A 19,377-nucleotide genomic window follows, 5' to 3' on the forward strand; every position below is an offset into this window, starting at 1 on the left:
TCCTGCAATTTTACGCTGTGCGCGCCCATCTCAAGACGCGGCGGCAGGCGGCGGCGCGCTCGCGCGCTCCGCGTCGGGCACGCGCTCGAGATCCGCGAGCCACACCGCCGACTCCGAATCGCTCGGCGCGCGCCAGTCGCCGCGCGGCGAAAGCGAGCCGCCCGAGCCCACCTTCGGGGCGTTCGGAATGCAGGTGCGCTTGAACTGGCTCGTGCGGAAGAAGCGGTCGAGGAAGATACGCAGGTTGCGCTTGATGGCCGCGAGATCGTACTGATTGCGCGCGACCTTCGCGTTCTCGGGCCATGCGCCCGTCTCGCGGTCGCGCCACGCATGGCGCGCGAGGAACGCGACCTTCGAGGGAGCGAAGCCGAAGCGCAGCGTGTAATAGAGGTTGAAGTCCTGCAGCTCGTACGGGCCGATCGTGCTTTCGGTCTTCTGCTCGGGTGCGCCATCGGACTTGCCGGGGATCAGCTCGGGGCTGATGTCGGTGGCGAGAATCGCTTCGAGCACGTCGCGGCCGCTCTCGCCGTTCTGGCCGATCTGCCCCGTCTCCGCAACCCAGCGCACGAGGTGCGTGATCAGCGTCTTCGGCACGCTGGCGTTCACGTTGTAGTGCGACATGTGATCGCCCACGCCATAGGTGCACCAGCCGAGCGCGAGCTCGGAGAGATCGCCCGTGCCGATCACGATCGCGTGATTGAAATTGGCGAGGCGGAACAGATGGTTCGTGCGCTCGCCCGCCTGCACGTTCTCGAAGGTGATGTCGTAGCTTTCCTTGCCCTCCGAATACGGATGGCCGAGGTCTTCGAGCATCTGCATGCAGCTCTGCCGAATGTCGATCTCGCGCGCCGTGCAGCCCACGAGCGTCATCAGCTCGCGCGCCTGGCGCAGCGTGCGCTCGCTGGTGGCAAAGCCGGGCATGGTGTACGCGAGAATATTGGCGCGCGGCAGCCCGAGGCGGTCCATCGCTTTCGCGCAAACGAGCAGCGCGTGCGTGGAGTCGAGCCCGCCCGACACGCCGATCACCACCTTCTTGATGCCGGCCTGCGAGAGCCGCTGCACGAGCGCCTGCACCTGGATGTTGTAGACCTCGTTGCAGCGCTCGTCGCGGCGCTTCGGATCGGCCGGCACGTACGGGAAGCGCTCGACGCGGCGCGCGAGCGCCAGCGTCTCCTGCTCCCAGGCGCCCCTGGCCGCCGCCGCCGCAGTGCCTGCAGAGGCACCTGCAAGCTCGCAGCGGATCACACGGAACTTCGCGACCTCGTCGGCATGACGGCGCACCGAATCGCCGAACGTGGTCTGGCGGATGCGCTCCTGCTGCAGCCGATCGAGATCGACATCGGCATAGATCAGGTGCGAGTCGCCCAGAAAGCGCTCGGACTGCGCGAGCAGCTCGCCGTTTTCGTAGACGAGCGCCTGGCCGTCCCAGGCCATGTCGGTCGTCGATTCGCCCTGGCCCGCCGAGGTGTAGAGATACGCGGCGAGGCAGCGCGCCGATTGCTGCGAGACCAGCTGATGCCGATACCCCGCCTTGCCCACCACCACGTTCGACGCGGAAAGATTGACGAGCACCGAAGCGCCCGCGAGCGCCGCGAACGACGACGGCGGAATCGGCACCCAGACGTCTTCGCAGATCTCCACGTGAAAGCGCAGGCCCGGGATTTCCGCCGCTTCGAACAGCAGCGACGCCCCGAACGGCACGTCCTCACCGGCGAGGCGCACGGTCTCGGTGCTCGCGCAATCGGCGGCGCTGAACTGGCGCGGCTCGTAGAACTCGCCGTAGTTCGGCAGGTAGCTCTTGGGCACGACGCCGGCCACGCGCCCGCCCGCCACGACCGCCGCGCAGTTGAAGAGCGCATGGCCGACGCGCACCGGCAGCCCCACGATCATCGCGAGCGGCAGCCTGGCCGACGCCGCCACGATCTGCGCCATCGCGCGCTCGCAGGCGTCCAGCAGCGCCTGCTGGTGGAAGAGGTCGTCGCAGCTATAGGCGGACAGGCCCAGCTCGGGAAACGCGATCAGCGCCGCGCCGCCAGCCGCGGCCTCGCGCGCGAGCGCGAGCGTCTGTTCGGCATTGAAGGCCGGATCGGCCACGCGGCAGCGCGGCACGCCCACGGCCACGCGCGCAAAGCCATGCGAATAGAGATTGAAGAAGCGCTCTGTCATTTGGATAACCGATAAGCGAATGGGGGCCGCGGCATCTGCTGGCGCCCGGGCCGCCCCGACATTGCGGCCCTCACCCGTTCGGGTCGTTTGCTTTACCATGACCGTTTGCCGCGGCGCCGCGAAACTCGCGCGGGTGCCGGGCGCAAAGCCACCACGGGCACGCAAGTTGAATAAGGAACATTTCGATTATCGCACGGGCATTCTCGGCTCACCGGCCGAGGTCGACGCCGCGCAATGGAACGCGCTGCTCGCGCGCCAGGGCCAGCCGACGCCCTTTTTGCGGCACGAGTTCCTCACGGCGCTCGACGCCGCGCGCTGCGCCACGCCCGACGCGGGCTGGGCGCCGCAGTTCGTCACGCTCACCGACGCGCGCACGGGGCAGCTCGCCGCCGCGGCGCCGGTCTACCTGAAGGGCCACTCGTACGGCGAGTACGTGTTCGACTGGGCCTGGGCCGACGCGTACAAGCGCAACGGCCTCGAGTACTACCCGAAGCTGTTGTGCGCGGTGCCCTTCACGCCCGTGCAAGGCACGCGCCTGCTGGCCGCCGACGATACCGCGCGGCGCCATCTGGCCGCCACGCTGGTCGCGTTCGCCGAGCAGGCCGACGTCTCCTCGCTGCACGTGCTGTTTCCCACCGCCGAAGACGCGGCGATGCTCACCGACCTCGGCATGATGCAGCGCGAAGGCGTGCAGTTTCACTGGCTCAACGACGGCTACCGCGACTTCGACGACTTTCTCTCGACGCTCGAGCAGAAAAAGCGCAAGAACATCCGCGCCGAGCGGCGCAAGGTGCGCGACGCGGGCGTGACGCACCGGCGCATTCGCGGCGAGGACATCCGCGACGAACACTGGCGCTTCTTCAGCCGCTGCTACCGGCAGACCTATCGCGAGCATTTTTCGTCGCCGTATCTGAATCTCGACTTCTTCCGCACGATCGGCGAGACGATGCCCGAGAACCTGATGCTCGTGATCGCCGAGTACGAGGGCAAGCCGATCGCCAGCTCGCTCGTCGTCTATCAGCGCGACGAGAGCGGCGGGACGCTCTACGGCCGCTATTGGGGTGCGCTCGAGCACGTGCCCTGCCTGCACTTCGAGACCGCCTACTATCAGCCGCTCGAGTTTTGCATCGAGGAGAAGCTCGCCGTGTTCGAAGGCGGCGCGCAGGGCGAGCACAAGATGGCGCGCGGCTTCATGCCCACCGCCACGCGCTCGGCGCACTGGCTCGCGCATCCCGCGTTCGCCGACGCCGTCGCCCACTTTCTCAAGAGCGAAAAGAACCAGATTCATGCCTACGTGCACGAACTGAGCGAGCACAATCCGTTTCGCGCGTGATGCAGGCGCGGGAGGCGCCGACGCCAGGCGCGCTACCTGAGCACGGGCGCCTGAGCACTACGCGAGGCGCTGTTTGTGCAGCGCTTAGCAGATCGGCCGATCTGTGGGACACTCACGCTCACTTTTCGCTCACCGCCCTTCGTCGCGCCGTCTCCAACATGCCGTGGTTCCTCTACCTGCTCGAATGCGCCGACGGCAGCGTCTACACGGGCATTGCCGTCGACGTCGCCGCGCGCTTCGCGCAGCATGCGAACGGCACGGGCGCGCGCTATACGCGTTCGCGCAAGCCGGTGCGCGTGCTCGCGCAATTCGAGCTCGCCGACCGCGCGAGCGCCTTGCGCGCCGAATACCGGGTCAAGCAGCTCACCGCGCGCGATAAACGCGCGCTCGCAGCGGGCGCGCGCACCCTGGAATCGGTGCTCCCAGCGCCGCCCGACAGCACGGAGCCGGAAGCCGAAGCGCCCGTCTGAGCGCCCGTCTGAGCGGCCGTTCGGGCGCCCGTTCGTGCGTCGGGGGATACCCGCCCATCGCCGCCCAAGCCTAAAGCCCGCTCCCGCCCCCGCCGTTATCCCTCATAGGGCCGCCGAGCCTTAGGGCCTGTTATTAGCGTGAACAGGCCCTGGCCCTCGACGCTACACGTCACGTCATCCAGTAAAGCGACCGGACCGGTAGAGCCTGATGAGACGACACAAAACGGAGCCCGCGCGCCAAGCGCCGGGTTGGCACGGACTGCGGCGCACCACGGCCGCCCTGCTGCCGCTGTGGCTGCTCGCGGCGGTGATGGCGGTGATCGCGTCGATCAGTCTCGCGATCATGGCGATCCTGCTCGCCTATGTGGCCGGTGAAAGCACCTGGTCGAAGGGCCAGAAGGACGCCGTGCACGCGCTCGAACGCTACGCGCGCGAGGGCGACGAAGCCGACTACCGTACGTTCCTCGATGGCATCGCCGTGCCGCTCGGCGACCGCACGGCCAAGCTCGAGATGAACCGGCCGCAGCCCGATATCGCAGTGATCCGGCGTGGCTTCGAGCAGGGCCGAATTGCGGCCGCCGACGTCGATGGCATGACCTGGGGCTACCGCACGCTCAAGAACACCCCGTGGATGCGCCCGGCGGTCGCGTACTGGGACCTCGGCGACCGCTACATCCTGAAGCTCGCCGAAACGGGCGCGCGGCTGCACGCGCGCGCGCAGGCGGGCAAGCTGCAGAGCGCGGAATCCGCCGCGTTCGTGCGCGAGCTGCACGACATCGACAACCAGCTCGCGCCCGTCGAAAACGGCTTCTCGCGCTCGCTCGACGACGCCGCGCGCGCCACGCGCTCGCTCCTCACGCTCGCGATCGGCGCTTGCGCGTTCTTGCTGCTCGCCGTGTTCACGCTGTTCATCCGCCGCGCACTCACGCGCAGCGACCGCCTCGAAGCCGAGGTGCGCAAAAACGAGGAACGCCTGAGCCTCGGCTTCGAGGGCATCAACGCGGGACTCTGGGACTGGGAGGTCGGCCACCGCCAGTGCTATTTCTCGAACTGGCTCTACGAGCAGCTCGGCTACGACGCGAGCAACGCCGTGGGCACGCCCTTTGACAACGAGGGCGGCCTCACGCAGCTCGTCCATCCCGACGACCTGCCGGGCGTGCGCCATGCGCTGCGCCGCCACCTCGTGCGCTCGACGGCCTTCGATGTGGCGTTCCGCCTGCGCACGCGCGCCGGCGGCTACTGCTGGTGCCGCGCGCGCGGGCAGGCGGTGCGCGACGCGCGCGGCCGCGCCGTGCGCATGGTCGGATGCCTGTTCGACATCTCCGAACTCAAGACGGCGGAAGCCGAGGCGCATACGGAACGCGAGTTGGCGGAAGTCACGCTGGCCTCGATCGGCGATGCCGTGATCCGCACCGACGAAGACGCGCGCGTGACCTACTGCAACGCGGTCGCCGAACGCATCCTCGGCCGCTCCGCCGCCGCGATGCTCACGCAGCCGTTCGACACCATCTGCGATCTGCGCAACGGCGCCGACAACGCGCGCAGCGTCGACATCCTGAGCCAGGCACACGCCGCGAGCGGCGCCGAGGGCCTCGGCGGCGCCGGTGGCAGCAGCGGCGCCAACGCCAGCGGCAGCGCGGCGGCCGATCTCTACATCGCGCGCCCGGACGGCTCGCGGCTCGCGGTCGACTACTCGGTCTCGAAGCTGCGCGACGCGCGGGGCTGCGTCATCGGCAACGTCGTCGTGCTGTACGACGTGAGCGCGCTGCGCGAGCACGCGGTGCGCCTCGCGTATCAGGCCACCCACGACGAGCTGACCGACCTCTACAACCGCCGCGAATTCGAGCGCCGGCTCGGCGCGCTGCTCGAGAGCGGCGCGCATGACCCGGGCGGCACGGGTGGCCCAGGCGGCGCGAGCGGCGCAGGCGAGCGGCGCGAGCACTCGGGCCACTCGGTCATGTTCCTCGACCTCGACCAGTTCAAGGTGGTCAACGACACGTGCGGCCACTCCACCGGCGACGAGCTGATCCGCGAGGTCTGCAGCGTGCTCAGGAACACGCTGCGCCGCACCGACATCATCGCGCGCCTGGGCGGCGACGAATTCGGCGTCGTGCTGCCGCACTGCACGGTCTCGCATGCCTGGCAGCTCGCGGAGAGCCTGCGCGAGGCCATCGCCGGCATCCGCTTCACGGGCGCCGGACGCGTCGTGCAGACGAGCGTGAGCATCGGCCTCGTCGGCGACGTGGCGAGCCTCGCCTGCGTCAAGGAAGTGATGAAGGCCGCCGACGTCGCCTGCTATATGGCGAAGAAGAAGGGGCGCAACCGCGTGCACCGCTTTCGCCTCGACGACGAAGAGCTCTCGGAAGCGCACACGCAGATGGCGTGGGTCGCCGACATCAAGGCGGCGCTCGAGAACGACGAGTTCTGCCTGTTCGGCCAGGAGATCATGCCGCTCGACCCCAGCGCGGGCCCCGGCGACGCGCACGTCGAGGTGCTGTTGCGCATGCGCTCCGCCTCCGGCGCGCTGGTGACGCCGGCGGGGTTCATCGGCGCGGCCGAGCGCTTCGACCTGATGCCCGCGATCGACCGCTGGGTGATCGCGCGCGCGTTCGGCACGATCGCGGCCGGCGCGCATCGCTACAGCACCTGGTCGATCAATCTCTCGGGCGCCTCGCTCGGCGACGAGCGGCTCGCCGACTATATCGAAGAGCAGCAGCGCCTCTGGGGCATTCCGTTCTCGTGCGTCTGCTTCGAGATTACGGAGACCGCCGCGATCACGAACATGCACGACGCGATCACGCTCATCTCACGCCTGCGCGCGCACGGCTGCCGCTTCGCGCTCGACGACTTCGGCGCCGGCATGTCGTCGCTCAATTACCTGAAGCATCTGAAAGTCGACTATCTGAAGATCGACGGCAGCTTCATACGCGGGATCGTCGACAGCCCGCTCGATCAGGCCATCGTCCGCTCGATCAACCAGGTCGCGCACGCCGCCGGCAAGGAGACCATCGCCGAGTTCGTCGAGGACGCGAGGATCGTCGACTGCATGGTCGCGATGGGCGTCGACTTCGTGCAGGGCTACGCAGTGGGCCGGCCCGCGCCGCTCGACGACCTGCGCACGCCGCAGGAGCGGGACATGGCCGAGCTCGATTGAGCGGGATGGACCTCACGCATGGGCTGGCGCTCGCTACGCATGCCGAACAAGTAGCCGATGCACAGGAGCTTGAACATGACCGCCGGATCGAGCGCCGGGCGGCCGTTGTCCGCGCAGTACAGGTGCGCGACCTTCGAGCGGATAAATTCGAAATCCGCCGCCGCGTCGATCTTGCGCAGCAGATGGTCCTTCGGCACGAGCTCCTCGAACGTGACCATCTCGAGTTCGTGCTGCATGGGCGTCGAGTTCTTGAGCATGACGTCCATTAAACGACAAAGCCCAGAGCGGGACCTTTGGCTTTGTCAGCAATCTCAGCCCCGCTGAGCTGGGCCAGAATTATTGGCCGTCACAGCACTTGTTGGGGCAATCGGGCTCAAATGATATTTCTACCCTACGCCCGTTTTGAACATCAAGACGCGAATAAACACGCACGCTTGTCTTGACCTCTCCTCGCATAAAGCCGAGCTTTTCCAGTAGTGCAGTCCCGGCGTTTAGCCGCTTTCTCGCCAAGTTAGACGGCTCGCGCTCGTCCTCCTCAGCGTGCCCGCTGATCAAAGTGGTTTCCGAGGCTGTATGATTCGCGTAAATAATTTTCTGGTCGACAATCCAATTCGCGAGCCGCAAGACTTCACTGCCTGGAATTTTGTCGCTATTCTTTGCGAAATAGATATCAAAATTCTCACTAGCTGTGCAAGCGAACCCCGACGTACCCCAAACAAGAAGCGCAATAGCAAAGATACAGAATTTAATCGGCATAGATGACATATCCGGCGATGCTGTCCGCATTGTTGATGGCTTGATCTGGATTTTCCGCACCAAGTGTCAGACATTTGTCCATAAAATAGCGCCAATCCTTAGTTGCCATTGTGTCAGAAAAGTGGCTTGCTTCATGAATCAATGTTGACACAACAGAATCCTTGTTCCATGAGAAATCCCGCATAGTGCAGAAATCCGGATTTATGGCAATTGTGTGTGTCGCGGTATCTGGAGCGCACACTGAAGCCACTACGCCAGATTTATTCGGATTGGGAACACATCCGATATGTGTGTATCTTTCGCTATCCCATCGAGTGAAGTTGAAGCCAGTTAAACTGTTTAATACACCGACAATAGCAGTGAGTCCGTTGCTCAACTTTACCCGCGTCCCTTCATCATTACGCCCAAACCATTGTTGCACGCGGGCTTTATCGGCAGAAGACCAGCGCATGAGGTCTTTTAAGCGTGTTTCGACTAACCGTACCGCCTGATTGCGCTTTGATAGTACCATCGCACGAAATTCCTTGTTCGTCATGTTCGGACATATTCTCTCAGTATTGACAGTTACCTGAACCATCGAACCCGGAGTCGTGTTTGTTACCGCCGTCGAATGCACCTCGAACCATTCGCCGTCATCATTCGCGTCAAAGCCGTACTTATTACCATTGCCGAAATCACTCATTCCCGATTGCTCCTGTTGCATAGAGTTTCAATGTCGATGCTGCATCCGTCCTGACGCGCTCAGTTTTCCCGCTCGCGTCAGTGGTCCCCGTTATTGCCCGTTCTTCGTCCACGACGATCCTGTAGCGCAAGCCCGCAAGCGGACGGCCAGTGCCGTCCTTGAGCGTGTATTGCTGATCGTAGGTAAGCGCTTTCGACGGCGGCGCGGATGATGCTTCCACCGTGTTCCCGGTCCATAACGCATTGGACGAACTCGCAGCAAGGACCCGATTATTGCGGCATGGACACATCACCCAATCCAGGTCTTTCACCATCGGATATCCGTCATCCAGCCAGTCATCAGCAGTGCCAGAAATCGGCCATGAGCCTTTGCAGTTGCCGCATGTCGCGTGATTTTCCTTTCTCGCGTACATCCTGCCGTCCTCGTTATACATGCCACTCCGCCCGATCACCTCGCCGCCCGTAGTTGTGCGGTCCCCGTCCGCAACAAGTCGATCAAACATGTCCGCTCCTGTTCAATGTGCTATTTCGAGCCGTAGCTGTCGGCTGGCATCCATGGCGATACGTTGCGTCTTTCCGCCCGAATCCGTCGCACCACTTGCCACGATGTTTGAGCCGACAAACACGCGATACCGCACGCCCGCCAGCGGACGGTCTGTATCGTCGGTAAGGGTGTACTGCTCGTCCTACCTGCCGGAATATCTGCCAGCCATCGCCGGAACTGCCTTCGCTGCATCTCCCGCCCCGTAAGACTCGAAGGTGTGCCACCAGTCGGTGTCAGGTGAAGCAAGGCAGACAGACACTTGCAAAGGCACAGATCGCCCTCCAGGGCCTTCTGCTTGCCCATCATCGTGTCCGCGTGGTGCGGTCCCTTCCAGCCGATTACGCCCATCGAATTACACGCGGGACACCATATCTTCGCGCCGATGAATGTTATTGGCGTACCTTGATGCGTACAGTTTTCGATGCCTTCGAGCACCGTACCGCCTGCCGTCGTCTTGTCCCCCTTCTTTAAGATGGCTCGTCTCATGCCAATGCCTCCACCAATTCCATCTCCAACCCTCCATGAAATAGGTAACGCCCCATACTCTGCGTAAAAACAGGCACGCAGTAACCCGATAAATCCTAAATTGATTCGCAGTCCGATGCATTTTGTATGAATGCGTTGAAACATATCGACACTACTTGAGCGTCGTCAATCAACCATGCGCAAGCGTGGATTCGGGATATGCCGTGGCGGCCTGCTTCGCCAGTTCGATAAGGCGGGACGTGCGCTTGAGACGTTTGCGGTTGTTCCTGATTTGATCAACCGCTTCGGCCAGGTCCGACATGCGCTCGAAACGGGCCTGACAGAGATCCGGCAGATTCAGCAGGCGCGCGATTTCACTTCCCAGCTCTTCGTGGGTGTAGCCGCTCGGGAATGTGGGTTTGCGCAGCATGGCATCCGCTCCGGTTCAGGAAACGACCCGCTCGATGCGTGGGAAATGAGGGTGAGCGGGCACAAGACAGGGTTGGCGGACCGGGCTGCGCACCGGCAGACGCTTGCGCGTCTCCCTGCCAAGGCCCGCCCATTGAAATCTGTGGGCGAGCAAAGGCAAGCCGCTCACCCTTGCGGATGAGCGGGCACAGCACCAAGCCGCCAAGCTTGGGCCACCTGCCTTGTGGCAGATGGCTTTGGAATTCTGAACCGGATCACGCACCACCAGGTTGACAGGCGTCAACCGCGCACGGAGCCGGGGTGGAATTGTACACGGGGGCCAACACGTCAGCTCGGCGCGTCCCCATAAAGCTGACCTTGATCTACCTGGTGTCCTTCGTGGACGGGCTGCCGTTGCCACCGCCCGGGTCTGCGTCGCGTTTGAAAGGCTTCTTGCCGTGCGCCGCCCGGTCCGCGTCCACCACCGCAACCAACTCGGCCAGCTACGCCGAGGGCGTCTGCTTAACCTGCACTGGATCGAGCTTGTTCCTGTTCGCGTTGGCCTTCAGGGGCGTGTTGTCCGTGTACAGCACCCGGCCTTCCACCATCCCGCGCGTCATCGCCTGGCGCACGATCTGGTCGAAGATCTCCTGGTACATCGTCGTGTCGGTAAAGCGCCGGCGCCGGTTCTGCGAGAACGTCGACGCGTCGGGCCACCCGGTCGGTGAGCCGGAAGCGGGCAAACAACCGGTACGCCACGTTGACCTGCACCTCGCGCAAGAACTGGCGCTCGCTGCGCACGCCGAACAGGTAGCCGATGAACAGGAGCTTGAACACGACCACCGGATCGAGCGCCGGGCGGCCGTTGTCCGCGCAGTACAGGTGCGCGACCTTCGAGCGGATGAATTCGAAATCCGCCGCCGCGTCGATCTTGCGCAGCAGATGGTCCTTCGGCACGAACTCATCGAGCGTGACCATCTCAAGTTCTTGCTGCATGGGCGTCGGGTTCTTGAGCATGACGTCCATTAAACGACAAAGCCCAGAGCGGGACCCCGGGCTTTGTCAGCAATCTGAGCGCTCCTTGCGGAGCGCCTTGCCGGCAAACTTTCGTTTCCCGGGGGACGTTGCTTACTTCTTGAAGTTCGCGACGCCGTCGGTGATTTCCTTGTGCGCGGCTTCGATGCCAACCCAGCCTTCGACCTTCACCCACTTGCCCTTTTCGAGCGCCTTGTAGTTCTCGAAGAAGTGCTTGATCTGGTCCATCAGGTACGCCGGCACGTCCTCGAGCGACTTGATGTTGGCCGTCATCGGGCAGACCTTGTCGTGCGGGACCGCGATCAGCTTGGCGTCGACGCCCGACTCGTCGGTCATCTGCAGCATGCCGAGCGCGCGCGAGCGCACGACCGAGCCGGCCAGCAGCGGGAACGGCGTGATCACGAGGACGTCGACGGGGTCGCCGTCGCCCGAAAGCGTCTGCGGGATGAAGCCGTAGTTGACCGGGTAGCGCATGCCCGTGCCGACGAAGCGGTCGACGACGAGCAGGCCCAGGTCCTTGTCGGCTTCGTACTTGACCGGATCGCTTTGCGCCGGAATCTCGATGATCACGTTGAAGTCTTGCGGCAGATCCTTGCCGGCGGGGACATTTGCGAAGCTCATGAGCGCTCTCTGTTGAGAAGGGAAAAAAGCGACGGTTGCGTGCGCGGGGCGCGGCGTGCGGCGCGGCTGAGGCCAGATCGAGCCAAACGGGGCCCGACAAAACTCAGTGCGCACGGCGCTCCGGCGCGAAACCGGACGTTGGAGGTTGGCGCCCATTATAGCCAATCGGCCGCGCCGCCCGGCGTTCGGCCCAGGGCTTTCCCGCACGCGGATGAAGTGTCCGCTGAATTCGCGCGCGTGAGCGCCGCGATTGGCGCGATAATGATCCGGCCGGCGCGGCCCTGCTCCACGCGAAGCCTGCCGTCCCCGAGCCCGCCCGGCACCGTCTCCTGTTTTGCATTTCCCTTCCCTCGTTTCATTGCCCCGTTTCACTTCCCTTTTACGAGGCGCATGCATGGAAGAAGCGAAGCACTTCATCGGCGGCGAATGGCGCTCGCCCGCCAGCGGCGAGACCCTCGCCGCGATCGATCCCTCCACCGGCCAGCCGTTCGCGCAGCTCGCACGCGGCAACGCCGCCGACATCGACGCCGCTGTGACTGCCGCGCGCGCGGCCTACGAAGGCGCCTGGGGCGCATTGAGCGCCGCCGAGCGCGGGCGCTTGCTGTTCAAGCTCTCCGGCCTCGTGGCCCAGCATCAGGAAGCCCTCGCGCAGCTCGAAGCCCGCGACACCGGCAAGCCGCTCAAGCAGGCGCGCGCCGACGCCGCGGCGCTCGCGCGCTACTTCGAGTTCTACGCGGGCGCCGCCGACAAGCTGCACGGCGAGACCCTGCCCTACCAGGCGGGCTACACGGTGTTCACGGTGCGCGAGCCGCACGGCGTGACGGGCCACATCGTGCCGTGGAACTACCCGATGCAGATCTTCGGGCGCAGCGTGGGCGCGGCGCTCGCGGCCGGCAACGCCTGCGTCGTGAAGCCCGCCGAGGACGCTTGCGTCTCGCTGCTCGAGGTGGCGGCGCTCGCGTGCGAAGCCGGCTTGCCCGCCGGCGCGCTGAACATCGTCACCGGCCTCGGCCACGAGGCGGGCGCGGCGCTCTCCGCGCACCCGGGCATCGACCACATTTCGTTCACGGGCTCGCCGCTCACGGGCAAGCTCGTCGCGCAAACGGCCGCCGGCAATCACGTGCCGGTCACGCTGGAGCTGGGCGGGAAGTCGCCGCAAATCGTCTTCGCCGATGCCGATTTCGACGCGGCGCTGCCCGTGCTCGTCGCCGCCATCGTGCAGAACGCGGGGCAAACGTGCTCGGCGGGCAGCCGCGTGCTGATCGAGCGGGCAGCCTATGAGCCGCTCGTCGAGCGGCTCGCGGCGGCGTTCGAGGCGTTGCGCGTCGGGCCCGCGAGCGCCGATCTCGACTGCGGGCCGCTCATCAGCGAGAAGCAGCGCGCTCGCGTGCGCGACTTTCTCGACGAAGCGCAACGCGACGGCATTGCCACCGCCGCGCGCGGCAAGCTCGATGCCGATACGCCCGCGGGCGGCTTCTACGAAGCGCCCGCGCTCCTGCGCGACGTGCCGCCGCAAAGCCGGCTCGCGCAGGAGGAGGTGTTCGGCCCCGTGCTCGCCGCCATGCCCTTTAACGACGAAGCCGAGGCGCTCGCGCTCGCCAACGGGACGCCCTACGGGCTCGTGGCGGGCGTGTGGACGCGCGACGGCGCGCGCCAGATGCGCATGGCGCGGCGCGTGCGCGCGGGGCAGGTGTTCGTGAACAACTATGGCGCGGGCGGCGGCGTCGAACTGCCGTTCGGCGGCACACGCCTGTCCGGCTACGGACGCGAAAAAGGCTTCGAGGCGCTCTACGGTTTCACGGTGCTGAAGACGATTGCGCTGCGGCACGGCTAGCGCGGCTTCCCGGCGCGAGCCTCATCGATACGTCAATACACGAACATACGGAGACATCATGCGACTCACAGGCAAGACGGCGGTTGTGACGGGCGCCGGCTCGGGCTTCGGCGAAGGCATCGCGAAGACCTACGCGCGCGAAGGCGCGAACGTCGTCCTCAACGATTTGAACGGCGATGCGGCCGAGCGTGTGGCAAGCGAGATCGCGCTCGCGGGCGGCAAGGCCATCGCGGTGCAAGGCGACATCACACGCGAAGCCGACTGGCACGCGTTGCGCGACGCCGCCATCGAGGACTTCGGCAGCGTGCAGATCGTCGTCAACAATGCTGGCACCACGCATCGCAACAAGCCCGTGCTCGAAGTGACCGAAGCCGAATTCGACCGCGTCTATGCCGTCAACGTGAAGGGCCTTTACTGGAGCGTGCGGGCATTCGTGCCGCACTTTCGCGCGCACGGCGGCGGCGCGTTCGTCAACATCGCCTCGACGGCGGGCATCCGGCCGCGCCCGGGGCTCGTCTGGTACAACGGCAGCAAGGGCGCGATGATCGTGGCGAGCAAGGCGCTCGCCGCCGAGCTCGGCCCCGACCAGATCCGCGTGAACTGCGTGAACCCGGTGATCGGCGACACGGGCCTGACGGCCGAATTCATGGGCGTGCCCGACACGCCCGAGAACCGCCAGCGCTTCATCGCGGGCATCCCGCTCGGGCGCTTTTCCACGCCGCAGGACGTGGCCAATGCGTGCCTCTATCTCGCCTCCGACGAAGCCGCGTTCATCACCGGCACCTGCATCGAAGTGGACGGCGGGCGCTGCGTATAGTCTGGGTATTGCGCATGCCGATGCAACCCGGCCGGCGCCCACAGCACGCGCCCAACGCGCCCTAAGTGCTTGACTGATCAGTGTTTCCCCCGACTTTTACGGGCCACCGCGCCGCGGCGGCCCGTATAGAATGGTCGTGCTTTAGCGTCGAATACCCGCCATAACCGGGCGGCAATACAACAAGCACGACGTTCCATGTCGACGGAGACACCATGGCCAGTCCAGCAAATCACCTGCCGCATGCGGGCGCGGGCGCTCCGCCCTCCGCCTTCGAAGAAGCCACCTACCGCAAGGTCTCGTGGCGCCTGATCCCGCTTCTGATGCTCTGCTATGTGGTCGCGTATCTGGACCGCGTCAACGTGGGCTTTGCCAAGCTGCAGATGAGCACGGCGCTCAATCTCTCCGATGCGGTCTATGGCTTCGGCGCGGGGATTTTCTTCATCGGTTATTTTTTGTTCGAAGTCCCAAGCAATGTGATCCTGCATCGCGTGGGCGCACGCGTGTGGATTGCACGCATCATGGTCACCTGGGGCATCGTCTCGATCCTGACGATGTTCGTCACCACGCCCAGCATGTTCTACGTGATGCGCTTTCTGCTCGGCCTGTGCGAGGCCGGCTTCTTCCCGGGCATCATCCTCTATCTCACGTACTGGTATCCGGCGCACCGGCGCGGGCGCATGACCACCTGGTTCATGACCGCCATCGCGCTTTCGGGCGTGATCGGCGGGCCGATCTCGGGCTGGATCCTCAAGTCCTTCGACGGCGCGAACGGCTGGCAGGGCTGGCAGTGGCTGTTCCTGCTCGAAGGGCTGCCTTCGGTGATCGTCGGCGTGCTGGTGTTCTTCGTGCTCGACGACCGCATCGGCCGCGCGAAGTGGCTTTCCGCCGAGGAGCGCGCGCTGCTCGAGCGCAACATCGCCGCCGAGGACGCCACCAAGGAAGACCTCCCGCTTGCCAAGGTGCTCACGAGCGGCCGTGTGCTCGTGATGAGCTTCACCTACTTCTCATTCGTGATGGGCCTGTATGGCGTGAGCTTCTGGCTGCCCACCATCATCAAGGCGACGGGCGTGAAGGACGCGCTCGTGATCGGCCTGCTCGCGGCGATTCCGTTCGCGGCGGCCGTGGTCGGCATGCTGCTCGCGGCGAAGAGCGCCGACCGCATGCGCGAGCGCCGCTGGCACATCGCCATTCCTGCCGCCATCGGCGCGCTCGGCCTCGTGCTCTCGGTGACGTGGGCGCACGACACCACGCTCGCGATGACGGCGCTCACGATCGCCACCATCGGCATTCTCACCACGCTGCCCCTGTTCTGGAGCCTGCCCACCGCCTGGCTCGCGGGCACGGGCGCCGCGGCGGGCATCGCGCTCATCAACTCGATCGGCAATCTCGCCGGGTTCCTCAGCCCCTATGCGGTGGGCTGGCTCAAGCAGGTCACCGCCGCGAACGACTCGGGCATGTATATGCTCGCGGCCTTCATGATTCTCGGCGGCCTGCTCGCGCTGTGCGCGCCTGCGAGAGTGGTGAACCGCTAGCGCCGGGGCGGCGCCGCTAGAGCCGCCCGCAAAAAACAACGGCCGCTCGAAAGCGGCCGTTTTGCGTTGAAGCGCCCGAAACGTACGAAGCGTACGAAGCGTACGAAGCGTACGAAGCGTACGAAGCGCCCGAAGCGCCCGAAGCGCCCGAAGCGCCCGAAGCGCCCGAAGCGCAACGAGCCTAGACGACGTTCATCGCCAGCGCGCTCTCGCGATAGTGCGTGGCGGCCTTCTCGGCATCGCCGAGCTGCTCGTGCAGACGCGCGAGCGCGCGATGCGAGCGGATCTTGAGCGGCTCGTTATCGCTCGCGTTGGCGGACTTCAGCGCCGCCTCGAGGAACGACTGCGCCTTGCCCCAGAGCTGCTGCTTCAGGCACAGGCGGCCCAGCGCGAACAGCAGATCGCCGTCTTCGGGACGCTCCTTGCGCCACGCTTCGGCCTTCTGGATCAGCGGCAGCGCGTCGTTGCCCGCAGTATCCGGATAACGGCGCAGCAAACGCGCGTCCCAGTTCTGCGCGAGCGCTTCCTCGACGATCTTGCGCGCCTCGCTCGGGCGGTCCAGCGCGATCAGCAGTTCCGCCGCACAGTCGGCCAGACGCGGCGAATGACGCTCGATGGGCGTGAGCGCATGCCAGAGCTCGAGCAAGGCGTCCGCGTTGTGGCGCCGGTCGCGCAGCAGGTTCTCCGCCGCGAGCTGGCGCAGCCGCACCGCCACGGCCGGATGCAGGGCCTCGCGCTTTTCCAGCGTCTTCACGAGCTTGAGCACTTCGCTCCAGTTCTTGAGCTGCTGCTGCGCGCGCAGCGCGATCTGCTGCGCGTGGATGCGGCGGCCGCCCTGCGAGCGCATTTCGGTGAGCGCGGCGAGCGCCCCGTCCGCGTCGCGGCCATCGGCGCGCATGTCGGCGGTGGCCATGAGGCGCGCTTCCTGGAGGTCGGGGTCGTCCACCTGCGTGAGCCAGTCGTCGCGGCGCGCGTACTCGTGCAGACGATGCGCGGCGTTCGCGGCGATCAGGCCCGCGGCGCCCTTGTTCTTCTCGTCCACGAGCGAATCGCGCGCGGCCTTTTCAGCACGCGAGAAACGGCCTGCATAGAGATTGCCCACGGCGTCGCGCAGCGCCGAGTTGGCCTTTTCCGTGCGCATGCGCGCGCGGTAGGCGGCGACGCGGCGCGGCATCGTCACGATATTGCGCGCGAAACGCAGGATCGCGTAGAGCAGCAGGAACGTCACCACGATGCCCACCACGAAGAGGTTGAGCGAGACGTCCACGCGATACGGCGGATAGACGAGCAGTACCTGCCCGGCGTCGAAGCGGCCGACAGTGGCCAGCGCGACGGCAACGGCGAAGAGGATCGCTAGCCAGATAAGTCCACGGATCGCCATGTCTTACCCCCGGCTCCGGTATTGCTGAAGCGCCTTCAGGCTCTCGTCGAGCGTGGGCAGCGTGACCGCGCCCGAGCCCGCGTCCACCTGCTTGAGCAGGTCGCGCACATTCTGCGTTTCCTTCGACGCGCTGTCGAAGTAGCGCCCAAGCGCGGTGTCGGCGGCGGCGAGGTCGGACTTGAGCGTGGTCTCGTTGCGCGAGAGCAGCGAGAGGCGCGCCGAGAGCAGGCGCAGCTTCAGGTTCTCGCGCACGAAGTAGCCCTGGTCGGGCGAGACGAGCATGGCGTCGGCATTGTCGATGCGGCGCACCTGCACGAGGCTCGTGAGCTGCTTGCCGATGCCGGAGACGAAGGTGTCGAGCCACGCCCGCCAGCGCGGCTCGCCAGTCGCGGCGGCCGTTTTCGCGACGTCCACGGGCGCGGCGGCCTCGGGCTTCGTGTGCGCGACGATCGCTTCGCCCGCGAGCGGCAGCGTGTCGACGGCGGCCAGCGCCGTGTCGAGCTTGATCGCGAGGCCCGCGAGGTCGGTGGACGGCGCGGCCTTGAGCTTGTCGACGTCCTGCGCGATGGCCTTGCGCACGGCGAGCGCCTGCGGGCTGTCCGAGGCGGCGAGACGCGTGTCCGCGCTCTGCAGCGCGAACAGCGCGAGCTGCGTATTGCCGGTGAGCTGGAGTTGCTCGCTCGCGCTCGAGAGCATCTGGCCGACTTCGGCGAGCGTCCAGTCATCGCGGTTCTTCGCGAGATCGGCGTATTGCTGCGCGAGCGCCTGCTGCGAGGTTTGCGCGTCGGCGATCTTGCCTTCAAGCAGCGACATCTGCTTGTCGATCTGCTGCGCGCTCGCCATGGCCTCATCGGCGCGCGCGCGCAGCGCGGCGCTCTGCTGGTCGGCGGCCTGCTGGCGCTGCACGAGCGCGGCGTCCACACGGTCGAGCTTGCGGTTGAGCGCGTAGCCGCCCGCCCCCGCGCCCGCCGCGACCAGCACGACGACGAGCCAGAGAATCGCGGTGCCCGCGCCGCCGCGCCGCGCGTTCGCGGGCTGCGTGTAAGGCGAGGGTGAATAAGAGGAAGAAGGGGACGCCGGACGCGCACTCGCGGCGGCCGGCTGGGTGCCCTGGCTGCCGGAGTTGCCTTGCGACGCGGCGCCCGGATTGGGAACGCGGCTGGAATCGTTCGAATCAGTCATGCGTGATTGTGCCGGCGGCGAGGCCGGGTTGTTCTGAACCGGTTGAGCCGCAAGCTGCGCGGCCGAAGGTGCATCGGCTGGTGCTACGGAAGAAACCGCGGATCCCGCAAGGCCCAGCAGCGTCTCGACGATCCGCTCGTCGCCCGCGCCGGACACCGTAATCCTATCAAAACCCAATCCGCGCGCCGTCTCGGCGATCCGCCCGTGGGGCGCGACGAGCGGCGCGTGGCGCAGCTCGACGATCTCGCCCGCCGTGAGGTGCTCGCGCGCAAGCTCGTCGAGATTGCGCACGCCTTCGGAGCTGGTCACGAGCCAGGCGTGCGGCGCGCCTTCGAGCAGCGCGTGCACCGTCTCCCAGGCGCCGATGGGCGGCTCGGGCACGACGCGGCGATAGGCCGCGACGGCCTCGACTTCGGCGCCCGCTTCGCGCAGGCGGTCGGCGAGCCATTCGCGGCCACCGTCGCCGCGCACGATCAGCACGCGCTTGCCCGCGAAGGCGTCGGCGCCGAGCGTCTTTTCGAGCGCCGTGTAGAGCGATTCGGAGTCGAAGCGGGCCGGTTCCTCGTCGGCGGCGCCCGCCGGGCTGATCACGCGATGCGCGGGCGCCGCGACGCCGTGGCGCGCAAGCGCGGCCACGCTAGCGGGGCCTACCACCGCCACCGGCAGCGCGTGCGGCCAGATCGACGAAATCGTGCCGTAGTACGCAAATGCGCGGTCGACGGCGTTCGGCGAGACGAACACCACGAGCGCGTAGCGGTCGAGCGCGCCGAGCGCTTCGCGCAACGGTGCATCGTCGCGCACGGGTTCGATCGTGATCAGGGGGAATTCGAGCGTGCGCAGACCGCGCGCCTCGAGCTGCGCGGCGAGCGCCTGCGATTGACCGGCCGGACGGGTAATGACGACGGTGAACGGCCCGGACGCGCGCGAGCCATGACTAGACGCGGAACCCGAAGCGGCGCTGCCCGATGACGGGCCGCCCGCCCCCATGCCAGAGTCAG

General features: G+C 66.2%; 15 protein-coding genes and 2 pseudogenes. 6 read left to right on the forward strand and 11 right to left on the reverse strand.

Annotated features, from left to right (window positions below):
• Positions 1–30 precede the first annotated feature (30 nt).
• Positions 31–2,166 carry an NAD(+) synthase gene (locus E1956_RS14270; protein WP_134749840.1) on the reverse strand — a complete coding sequence of 712 codons (2,136 nt, stop codon included), beginning with the start codon at positions 2,164–2,166 and terminating at the stop codon, positions 31–33.
• A gap of 166 nt (positions 2,167–2,332) precedes the next feature.
• On the opposite strand from E1956_RS14270, the gene E1956_RS14275 reads away from it, so the two are divergent.
• The 3 genes from E1956_RS14275 (at position 2,333) to E1956_RS14285 (ending at position 7,123) form a co-directional block, all read left to right on the forward strand.
• Positions 2,333–3,499, forward strand: coding sequence for a GNAT family N-acetyltransferase (locus E1956_RS14275; protein WP_134749842.1), 1,167 nt, complete (start codon positions 2,333–2,335; stop codon positions 3,497–3,499).
• Between the two features lie 158 nt (positions 3,500–3,657).
• Positions 3,658–3,969, forward strand: a complete 312-nt coding sequence (locus E1956_RS14280; RefSeq protein WP_134749844.1) for a GIY-YIG nuclease family protein — start codon at positions 3,658–3,660, stop codon at positions 3,967–3,969.
• Between the two features lie 208 nt (positions 3,970–4,177).
• Positions 4,178–7,123 carry an EAL domain-containing protein gene (locus E1956_RS14285; RefSeq protein ID WP_134749846.1) on the forward strand — a complete coding sequence of 982 codons (2,946 nt, stop codon included), beginning with the start codon at positions 4,178–4,180 and terminating at the stop codon, positions 7,121–7,123.
• Between the two features lie 8 nt (positions 7,124–7,131).
• Here E1956_RS14285 and E1956_RS14290 read toward each other — a convergent pair.
• The 8 genes and pseudogenes from E1956_RS14290 to ppa form a co-directional block, all read right to left on the reverse strand.
• A pseudogene (locus E1956_RS14290) lies at positions 7,132–7,380 on the reverse strand (transposase); the annotation flags it as partial.
• A gap of 79 nt (positions 7,381–7,459) precedes the next feature.
• Positions 7,460–7,879, reverse strand: a complete 420-nt coding sequence (locus E1956_RS14295) for a hypothetical protein (protein ID WP_134749848.1) — start codon at positions 7,877–7,879, stop codon at positions 7,460–7,462.
• The gene (locus E1956_RS14300; protein WP_134749850.1) at positions 7,869–8,561 is read right to left on the reverse strand and encodes a M35 family metalloendopeptidase; all 693 of its coding nucleotides are present in this window, start codon (positions 8,559–8,561) and stop codon (positions 7,869–7,871) included. The genes E1956_RS14295 and E1956_RS14300 overlap by 11 nt, the downstream gene beginning before the upstream one ends.
• Positions 8,554–9,063 carry a PAAR domain-containing protein gene (locus tag E1956_RS14305; RefSeq protein ID WP_134749852.1) on the reverse strand — a complete coding sequence of 170 codons (510 nt, stop codon included), beginning with the start codon at positions 9,061–9,063 and terminating at the stop codon, positions 8,554–8,556. Before E1956_RS14305 ends, E1956_RS14300 begins: the two co-directional genes overlap by 8 nt.
• Before the next feature lie 20 nt (positions 9,064–9,083).
• Complete coding sequence (locus E1956_RS14310) at positions 9,084–9,734, reverse strand: PAAR domain-containing protein (RefSeq protein ID WP_335929920.1); 651 nt, start codon at positions 9,732–9,734, stop codon at positions 9,084–9,086.
• Between the two features lie 25 nt (positions 9,735–9,759).
• Complete coding sequence (locus E1956_RS14315) at positions 9,760–9,999, reverse strand: hypothetical protein (RefSeq protein WP_134749856.1); 240 nt, start codon at positions 9,997–9,999, stop codon at positions 9,760–9,762.
• Between the two features lie 373 nt (positions 10,000–10,372).
• A pseudogene (locus E1956_RS14320) lies at positions 10,373–10,994 on the reverse strand (transposase); the annotation flags it as partial.
• Positions 10,995–11,105: 111 nt separating this feature from the next.
• Positions 11,106–11,633 (reverse strand): inorganic diphosphatase, encoded by a 528-nt coding sequence (gene ppa / locus E1956_RS14325; RefSeq protein ID WP_035527363.1) that lies wholly within the window; start codon positions 11,631–11,633, stop codon positions 11,106–11,108.
• Between the two features lie 394 nt (positions 11,634–12,027).
• Between ppa and E1956_RS14330 the strand changes: the two genes are divergently transcribed.
• From E1956_RS14330 to E1956_RS14340, 3 genes are all read left to right on the forward strand, one after another.
• Positions 12,028–13,467, forward strand: coding sequence for an aldehyde dehydrogenase family protein (locus tag E1956_RS14330; protein ID WP_134749858.1), 1,440 nt, complete (start codon positions 12,028–12,030; stop codon positions 13,465–13,467).
• Between the two features lie 58 nt (positions 13,468–13,525).
• The gene (locus E1956_RS14335; RefSeq protein ID WP_134749860.1) at positions 13,526–14,284 is read left to right on the forward strand and encodes an SDR family oxidoreductase; all 759 of its coding nucleotides are present in this window, start codon (positions 13,526–13,528) and stop codon (positions 14,282–14,284) included.
• A gap of 212 nt (positions 14,285–14,496) precedes the next feature.
• Entirely contained in the window at positions 14,497–15,816 is a 1,320-nt protein-coding gene (locus E1956_RS14340) for an MFS transporter (RefSeq protein WP_134749862.1), read from the forward strand.
• Between the two features lie 181 nt (positions 15,817–15,997).
• On the opposite strand, the gene E1956_RS14350 is transcribed toward E1956_RS14340, so the two are convergent.
• Complete coding sequence (locus E1956_RS14350) at positions 15,998–17,197, reverse strand: heme biosynthesis protein HemY (RefSeq protein ID WP_134749864.1); 1,200 nt, start codon at positions 17,195–17,197, stop codon at positions 15,998–16,000.
• 3 nt (positions 17,198–17,200) lie between these two features.
• Positions 17,201–19,366 carry a fused uroporphyrinogen-III synthase HemD/membrane protein HemX gene (hemDX, locus tag E1956_RS14355; RefSeq protein ID WP_134750641.1) on the reverse strand — a complete coding sequence of 722 codons (2,166 nt, stop codon included), beginning with the start codon at positions 19,364–19,366 and terminating at the stop codon, positions 17,201–17,203.
• Positions 19,367–19,377 lie beyond the last annotated feature (11 nt).

The organism is Paraburkholderia pallida (assembly GCF_004524855.1).
GTDB lineage: Bacteria > Pseudomonadota > Gammaproteobacteria > Burkholderiales > Burkholderiaceae > Paraburkholderia > Paraburkholderia oxyphila.

What these genes read in the sequence shown, in the direction of transcription:
- E1956_RS14295 (WP_134749848.1), bottom strand. Translation starts at nt 7,879, where the DNA reads ATGCCGATTAAATTCTGTATCTTTGCTATTGCGCTTCTTGTTTGGGGT.
- E1956_RS14335 (WP_134749860.1), top strand. Translation starts at nt 13,526, where the DNA reads ATGCGACTCACAGGCAAGACGGCGGTTGTGACGGGCGCCGGCTCGGGC.
- hemDX (WP_134750641.1), bottom strand. Translation starts at nt 19,366, where the DNA reads ATGGGGGCGGGCGGCCCGTCATCGGGCAGCGCCGCTTCGGGTTCCGCG.
- E1956_RS14300 (WP_134749850.1), bottom strand. Translation starts at nt 8,561, where the DNA reads ATGAGTGATTTCGGCAATGGTAATAAGTACGGCTTTGACGCGAATGAT.
- E1956_RS14340 (WP_134749862.1), top strand. Translation starts at nt 14,497, where the DNA reads ATGGCCAGTCCAGCAAATCACCTGCCGCATGCGGGCGCGGGCGCTCCG.
- E1956_RS14330 (WP_134749858.1), top strand. Translation starts at nt 12,028, where the DNA reads ATGGAAGAAGCGAAGCACTTCATCGGCGGCGAATGGCGCTCGCCCGCC.
- E1956_RS14315 (WP_134749856.1), bottom strand. Translation starts at nt 9,999, where the DNA reads ATGCTGCGCAAACCCACATTCCCGAGCGGCTACACCCACGAAGAGCTG.
- E1956_RS14270 (WP_134749840.1), bottom strand. Translation starts at nt 2,166, where the DNA reads ATGACAGAGCGCTTCTTCAATCTCTATTCGCATGGCTTTGCGCGCGTG.
- E1956_RS14285 (WP_134749846.1), top strand. Translation starts at nt 4,178, where the DNA reads ATGAGACGACACAAAACGGAGCCCGCGCGCCAAGCGCCGGGTTGGCAC.
- E1956_RS14280 (WP_134749844.1), top strand. Translation starts at nt 3,658, where the DNA reads ATGCCGTGGTTCCTCTACCTGCTCGAATGCGCCGACGGCAGCGTCTAC.
- ppa (WP_035527363.1), bottom strand. Translation starts at nt 11,633, where the DNA reads ATGAGCTTCGCAAATGTCCCCGCCGGCAAGGATCTGCCGCAAGACTTC.
- E1956_RS14310 (WP_335929920.1), bottom strand. Translation starts at nt 9,734, where the DNA reads ATGTTTCAACGCATTCATACAAAATGCATCGGACTGCGAATCAATTTA.
- E1956_RS14350 (WP_134749864.1), bottom strand. Translation starts at nt 17,197, where the DNA reads ATGGCGATCCGTGGACTTATCTGGCTAGCGATCCTCTTCGCCGTTGCC.
- E1956_RS14305 (WP_134749852.1), bottom strand. Translation starts at nt 9,063, where the DNA reads ATGTTTGATCGACTTGTTGCGGACGGGGACCGCACAACTACGGGCGGC.